Consider the following 6,171-nt stretch of genomic DNA (forward strand, 5'->3'; position numbering starts at 1 on the left):
AAGTTTTAAGATATAAAATTATCAAAGAGACGCTATATATAAAATTTTAGAGTTTTTAAAGTTTTAAAGACAGTACCAAAAATATTAATAGGAGGAGAAATTTCAATTGAAAATATCTTTAAATGGAAAATGGAAGGTTTACGACAATGAAAAAGAGTTTGAGTTTGATGGAAACGTCCCTGGAACAGTACAAGGAGACCTCGTGGATTTGAATCACATGCCTCACCCTTATGTAGGAGAAAATGAAAAACTTTTCAAAAGGTTAGAATGGAAAAATTGGATATACAAGAAAAAATTTCACATAGAAGAGATAAACAATGAGCTACGTTACGATCTTGTATTAGAGGGTGTGGATACCCTTTCAAATATCTATCTTAACGATAATTTCGTTGGAGAAACCGAGGATATGTTCATAGAATACCGGTTTGACGTTAAAAAGTATCTCAAAATTGGGGAAAATTCTTTAAGAGTAGAGATTAAATCTCCAATAGACCTCCCTAAAAGATTTGAAAAAAATTACGGAAAATTACACGCCGGCGAAGAAACCGCAAGAGTTTACATAAGAAAAGCTCAGTATTCCTATGGCTGGGACTGGGGAGCAAGAATAGCCACTAGTGGAATATACAGAGATATTTACATAGAAAGTTATAAAGATGCTAGACTTTTCGGTTCCACTGCTTTTTTGGAAAATTTAGATGGAAAAGTTAACTTTTCCGGTTACGTTGATTCCCATATTAAAGATACTAAAAACTACGAAGTAGAAATTCTTTTCAATGGAAATCCAGTAATTACATTACCAGTAACCGCTAGTGTTGAAAATTACAAATTTGAAGGTTCTAAAAGAATAGAGAATTTAAAGCTTTGGTATCCACACGATTTGGGTGAAAGTTATTTATACGAAGTTGAGTTTAGACTTAAGAAAAATAAAGAAGTAATCTACAGTGAGAAAAAGAAAATAGGTTTTAGAATCGTCAGGGTAGTGAGAGAAAATAACTCAGAAGGTGAAAGCTTTATCTTTGAGATAAACGGCAGAAAAATCTTCGCCAAAGGCGCAAATTGGATCCCTGCTGAAAATATATTAAGTTGGTTAAAAGAGAGTGATTACGTTAAACTTCTCAAAATGGCGAAGGAATCCAATATGAACATGTTGAGAGTATGGGGAGGGGGCCTTTACGAAGATCCCACATTTTACAACACATGTGATGAATTAGGAATATTAGTTTGGCAAGACTTCATGTTTGCATGTGCTGAATATCCTGACCATATAGATTGGTTTAGAAAGCTTGCAAACGAAGAAATAAGACATCAAGTATTGAAATTAAGACATCATCCAAGTATAGTCCTTTGGTGCGGAAATAATGAGAATAATTGGGGCTTTGAAGAATGGGACTACAAATTGAAAGTGGATGGAAAAAATCTTGGAAATAGACTTTATTTGGAAGATTTTCCTAAAATATGTGCCCAAGAAGATCCATCGAGACTGTACTGGCCATCGAGCCCATACGGTGGCAGTAGAGCTAACTCTTCTGAAGCGGGAGATAGACATGTTTGGGAAATCTGGTCAGGATGGCAAGATTACAAATACTATACATGGGACAATTCAAAGTTTGTAAGTGAATTTGGATTTCAAGCAGCTCCAGATCCAAAAACTATTGATTTCTTTGCCGAAGATAATGAAAAAGAAATCTTTTCTCCAACGATGTTGAATCACAATAAACAAGTTGAAGGCCCAGAAAGACTTTTAAGGTTCATCAATGGACATTACGGATTGATTAGTAATTTTGATTCAATTGTTTATTTAACTCAACTCAACCAAGCAGAAGCTATTAAGACAGGAGTAGAACATTGGAGAAGCAGAAAATACAAAACAGCCGGAACTCTTTATTGGCAAATAAATGATTCATGGCCTGTTTTCAGTTGGGCTTCAATAGATTATTTTAAACGGCCAAAGGCTTTATACTTTTACACTAAAAGATTTTATAATCAATTGTTAGCGATTGCCAAAAACAAAGATGAAAAGGTCATAATATCACTGATAAACGATGGAATCAAAACCCAAGTTGATTTAGAATTTCAACTTTGGTCTCTAGATGGAAAAAAACTTATGCAAAAAGAATATTCAAACATAAAAACGCCCGAAGATTCTGTAACTACTATCGATCAACTTAATATTTCCAACATTGACTTAGATAACTCCATAGCTTACTTAATTCTAAAACAAAATGGAAAAACCATAATAGAAAACCACGAATTATTTGCAGATTTAAGAAAAAATAAATTAAACGATCCAAAGATTACATACGAAAAAGAAGGAAACAACTTGATATTGAGTTGTGAAAAACCGGCGTTGGGAGTAAACGTTAAGGTAAAGGGGGAAAATTATTCTCAAGATAATTTCTTTGCTCTTTTCCCCTCCTATCCAAAAGTTCTAAATAATATAGAAGGTGAAATTAATATAAAAAGCGCCTTTGATTATTTGTAGTTTAAAGATTTTAATTTATAAATTAAATTCTACAACACTCTTTTTAATTTTTAAAAACAAAAAATATCTTCAACATGGAGGTGAATAGAAATGAAGAGTGTTTTAGCATTGGCCTTAATAGTTTCCATTAATTTGGTTTTATTAGCAAATTCTGTATTAATTCCACCAAATATCGACGATTCTTTTTTATACGGTAACGAACTTGTGAAGAAACCTTCAGAAGCTGGGGCTTTGCAAGTTATTGAGTATAATGGGATAAAAACCTTGGGAGATGAAGAAGGTAAACCTATTCAATTAAGGGGTATGAGTACGCACGGGCTTCAATGGTTTCCCGAAATTCTAAATGAAAATGCTTTCGCCGCTCTTGCAAATGATTGGGGAGCGAATGTCATTCGCCTTGCCATGTACGTTGGAGAAGATGGATACGCAACAGATCCTGACACCATGAAAGAAAGAGTCATTCAAGGGATCGAACTTGCAAAGAAGTACGATATGTACGTGATCGTTGATTGGCATGTACATGCACCAGGAGATCCAACCGATCCAATATATGAAGGAGCACAGGAATTTTTTAAAGAAATTTCAGAATTGTATCCCAATGATCCTCATATCATCTATGAATTATGTAACGAACCAAATGGTATCCCAAATGATGAAACTGGTTGGCAAATTGTAAAAGATTATGCCGAACCTATTATTGAAATGCTTCGGGAAAACGGTAATGAAAACATCGTTATTGTTGGAAATCCCAATTGGAGCCAAAGACCAGATTTAGCTGCTGATGATCCAATCGATGATCAAAATACCGTTTACACCCTTCATTTTTATGCAGGTACCCATAAACCGTCACCAGATAGTTACGTAATGAAAAACGCAATTTATGCATTGAAGCACGGTGCCCCTATTTTTGTATCTGAATGGGGAACAAGCGAAGCTACTGGCGATGGTGGACCATATATAGAAGAATCAGATGAATGGCTTAAGTTTTTGAACGCCAATAACGTTAGTTGGGTTAATTGGTCTCTTACTAATAAAAATGAAAAATCTGCGGCATTTACACCATACGTATATGGTGAATCTGAAGCAACAGATCTTGATCCAGGACCTGATCAAATATGGTCACCAGAGGAACTAAGTGTTTCAGGAGAATATGTTCGTGCACGTATAAAAGGTGTAGAATACGAACCAATTGATCGTTCAAATTACTACAAAACATTATGGGATTTTGATGATGGGACAACTCAAGGCTTTGTAGTAAATTCCGACAGTCCTGTCACTGATGTATCGTTGACCAATGAGGATAATAGATTAAAAATCTCTGGTTTAGATGCAAGCAATGACGTTAGCGAAGGAGGATTTTGGAACAATCTTCGTATTTCTGCGGATAATTGGGGCAACGCAGTCGATATTACCGGGACTGAAAAAATAATGATAGATGTTATTTTAAAATCTCCTACAACTGTTGCTATGGCAGTGATTCCCCAAGGACCCGGGAATGGCTGGTGGACTAATCCTGCTCGCGCTGTAAGGCTCACCCCAAATGATTTTGTCAAACAAGTTGATGGAACTTACAAAGCAGTTCTAACAATAACAGCTGAAGATAGCCCGGGCTTGGAAATAATTGGCACGAGTGACACAGACAATACGATTCAAAATATCGTCCTTTTCGTAGGTACAGATGGGACAGATGTAATTTATTTGGATAATTTTAAGGTTTCTGGCAAAAAAATTGAAATCCCCATTATCCATGATCCGTTAGGTGAAGCAAAATTACCATCGGATTTTGAAGATGGCACTCGTCAGGGTTGGAAATGGAGTAGTGACTCAGCAGTGCAAACAGCTCTTACCATAGATGAAGCCAACGGTTCAAAAGCTTTATCTTGGGAAGTAGCATATCCTGAAGTAAAGCCCAGTGATACGTGGGCATCCGCACCACGTTTAGATTTCTGGATGGATGGCCTAAAACGCGGGGGTGAAAATTTTTTGTTTTTTGATTTTTATTTAGCTCCCGATAGAGCTTCGGAAGGAATTATTGAAATAAATTTGGCGTTTCAACCACCATTAGCAGGTTATTGGGCACAGGCAACCGATACTTATCAAATTGATTTATCAGATCTTGATTCAACAACTGTAACAAATGATGGCCTGTACCATTATGAGGTAAAAATAGATTTAAATTCAGTTCCCAATATTGAAGACAACACTGATTTAAGAAATATGCTTTTAATTTTTGTTGATGTAAACAGCGACTTCGCTGGAAGAATGTATATAGATAATGTCAATTTTATTGAATAAAAAAGCAAAAAAATTTTCATCTATGAGGAGATGAGTATTATGGATTTTAATTTCGATCATTTAGCAATCACAGTTTCCGATTTGGAAAAATCTGTTGGATTTTACAGAGATATTCTTGGTTTTAGAATTTTAGGAAAACTGGTTCAAGACAATGGGAATTTCGTAATTGTTTACCTTGATATGGGGGATAAAGTACTTGAATTATTCAATTTTACAGAAAAAGGAAAATATCTAACAACTCAAAACGATAAAGACATGGGCATAAAACACTTTGCTTTTAAAGTAAAAAGTGTCGACCAATCCTTTAAATATCTAAGAGAAAAAGGTGTAGAATTCACAATGGAACCTACCAATGCTGAGGGCGGTGTTAGAATCGCCTTTTTCAAAGACCCTGATAACATTCTTATAGAGATAATTGAGGGAGAACTTAATTTAGAAACATATTAAGGGTAACTCTTGAGGTGAGGAAAAATGGCAACGATAAGAGAAATCGCTAAAGCTTCAGGCTTCTCTATCGCAACGGTGTCTAGAGTTCTCAGTGGAAGCGAGAACGTTACTGAAGAAACAAGAAAAAGAATTTTGAAGGTTATAAAAGAATTAGATTACAGAAGAAGCCAGAGCATAAAAGGGAGCTCCTTCAGGGGCATCGGAGTCTTGGTTCCCGACCTAAAAGCCGATTATTACGGAATGATAGCTGAAGGAATAGAAGAAGTCCTTCTACGAAATCACTTCGAAATGTTCCTTTCAACATATAGACATTCTTTAGAAAAAGAGAGAGATGCCTTAGAAGAGTTCTTTGCAAGAAAAGTTGATGGTGTCATTGTTTGCACAACCCATCAGGATGAAGAGTGCTTAGAAAAATTCATTGAAGCAGGTATACCGGTTGTTGCTGTTGATAGAGAAAACTCAGAACTGAAAATGGATATTGTTACTATAGATAATTATGAATCTTCGTTGAAAATTGCAAAATATTTATACGAGATGGGCCATAGAAAAGTCTTACATGTTGAAGGACTGATGGAAATATACTCTGCCATGGAAAGGAAGCAGGCGCTTATAGATTTCGCACAAAAGAAAGAAGATTTTGAAGTCATCTTTATTCCTGCAGGTTTTGATGTAAAAGATGGATATAGCGCTATTAAAAAGTACCTTGATAAATATGGTAAAAATTTTACAGCAATTTTCTTTGTAAATGATTGGGTAGCCTTGGGTGGGATAAAAGCACTGAAAGAAGCTGGATTCAATTACCCGGAAGATGTTTCATTAGTTGGTTTTGATGATTCCCCATTGGCTAAATATTTACATCCTTCCTTAACAACTATGAAGCAACCAATACACGAAATGGGATTGAACGCAGCAAAACTTTTGATAGAAAAAGGTTCTATCACGAAAAT

4 protein-coding genes are annotated in these 6,171 nt (G+C 35.4%); all 4 read left to right on the plus strand.

Going from position 1 to position 6,171, the window contains the following annotated elements:
- Positions 1-106: 106 nt before the first annotated feature.
- Positions 107-2,482: a beta-mannosidase gene (locus tag AA81_RS03660; protein ID WP_103898237.1), complete on the plus strand. Its 2,376-nt coding sequence runs from the start codon at positions 107-109 to the stop codon at positions 2,480-2,482.
- A 90-nt stretch (positions 2,483-2,572) separates the two neighbouring features.
- Positions 2,573-4,777: a carbohydrate-binding domain-containing protein gene (locus AA81_RS03665; protein ID WP_103898238.1), complete on the plus strand. Its 2,205-nt coding sequence runs from the start codon at positions 2,573-2,575 to the stop codon at positions 4,775-4,777.
- A 39-nt stretch (positions 4,778-4,816) separates the two neighbouring features.
- On the plus strand, positions 4,817-5,224 hold the full coding sequence (locus tag AA81_RS03670; RefSeq protein ID WP_169926280.1) for a VOC family protein: 408 nt from the start codon (positions 4,817-4,819) through the stop codon (positions 5,222-5,224).
- A gap of 24 nt (positions 5,225-5,248) precedes the next feature.
- Positions 5,249-6,171, plus strand: a 923-nt coding sequence (locus AA81_RS03675; protein ID WP_103898239.1) for a LacI family DNA-binding transcriptional regulator, incomplete at its 3' end; no start/stop codon positions are given.

The organism is Petrotoga halophila DSM 16923 (genome assembly GCF_002924615.1).